The sequence below is a fragment of the Acinetobacter sp. VT 511 genome (genome assembly GCF_001077515.1).
Lineage (GTDB): Bacteria > Pseudomonadota > Gammaproteobacteria > Pseudomonadales > Moraxellaceae > Acinetobacter > Acinetobacter schindleri.
In genome coordinates, this window is the sequence record NZ_LFRE01000063.1 from 1 (window position 1) to 1,262 (window position 1,262).

At 45.7% G+C, this 1,262-nt stretch carries 3 protein-coding genes; 1 reads left to right on the forward strand and 2 read right to left on the reverse strand.

The features are described from left to right. Together lptE and ACS72_RS09840 are read right to left on the reverse strand one after the other, a co-directional pair. The coding region (gene lptE, locus ACS72_RS09835) for an LPS assembly lipoprotein LptE (protein WP_048881998.1) at positions 1-320 on the reverse strand (320 nt) is incomplete at its 3' end. A gap of 78 nt (positions 321-398) precedes the next feature. Continuing rightward, complete coding sequence (locus tag ACS72_RS09840) at positions 399-797, reverse strand: hypothetical protein (RefSeq protein WP_048881999.1); 399 nt, start codon at positions 795-797, stop codon at positions 399-401. Between the two features lie 139 nt (positions 798-936). Here ACS72_RS09840 and ACS72_RS09845 point away from each other — a divergent pair. Continuing rightward, a partial coding sequence (locus ACS72_RS09845) for a hypothetical protein (RefSeq protein ID WP_212771688.1) occupies positions 937-1,262 on the forward strand: 326 nt, incomplete at its 3' end.

A 1,262-nucleotide genomic window follows, 5' to 3' on the forward strand; every position in this document is an offset into this window, starting at 1 on the left:
GTCGCATTAACCGTCATGATCATCTGATACTCTGCTGTTTGACCGTTACGGAATACCGATGCGGTATCTTTCGCGATGCTCACTTTACCCAAACGCAAGGATGGAACGTCCTTACGCGTGGTTTCTTTATCAAGCAACTCGACACCATTCAGACGTAACTGGTTACGCACCGCACGGCTTAATGGCCCGTTCGGATCGCCTGAGTCCAGGATCATGACCTTCATAGTGGAAGGAACCTGCGTGGTATCACGCAGATGCCAGCCACACCCGGCGGTGATTAACACCGCCAGAGATAACAACAATGTTGCCAGATATCGCACGCTTCCTCCCGCGCTTAGCCAACGACCAGATTGAGGAGTTTACCTGGTACGTAAATCACTTTACGTACAGTAACGCCATCAAGATATTTTGCTACCACGGGCGACGATGTTACGTTGGATCAACAACTTCTGAAGTCTGAGGCTATCTGTGTATGCTGGATTGCTGTCGAATAAAATAATAGTGGCTTTGCTCGTTGCGAGAAGGGGATTAACGGTAGATATATATTCATGGATTTCCTTCGTGGAGTGGTGTCCGTTAAGCCAATCAATGACCCACATATCTTCTTTGTAGCGGCGTTTCTCTTCCATGTATTTGGTTCGCATCCAGTCCTGAGCAATCGCGGCCGCGCATCGTTCCAGTGCCTGAATGACGAATTCATCCGAAGGTTTGATCGGTATGCTTGAATCTTGATCCGTCAGCTTTTGATACATCAGCACAAGGTCGGCAAAGGTGTAGTCCAACGCCTGAACAGGCATGCTGATCACATCCAATGTGTTATCTGACAGCTGCATTAAATTCGAACAGATCAGAGCAGGGGTCTCACAATTATCGGCCTCTCGCTCCCAATTAGAGAACACACTTAATGTGCATCTATTGCAGATTCGCAATCATTTTATGATGAATCTGTTCCAGGGTAAGATCCCTGTTCATACTCTTCCTGACACCCTGAATGAATATGGCTACACACATCAGGTTCGGGAATGGCAACAAATTGCTGTTATTACACTACAGGCCGATCTTGTTAATCATACAAAATATAGAGCTAGTGATCGTGACCTCTTATTATTTGCTATTCAAAATATATTGGAGGAAACCGTTGTGCATAACCAACAATTGCTTCCCATTGTGCTGGAACATACAGTAGTCACGGTGATTGGCACCGTGGAACAGGATCAGTTTATTTTTTCACAGCAGCTATATGTATTAACAGACCAGTTACA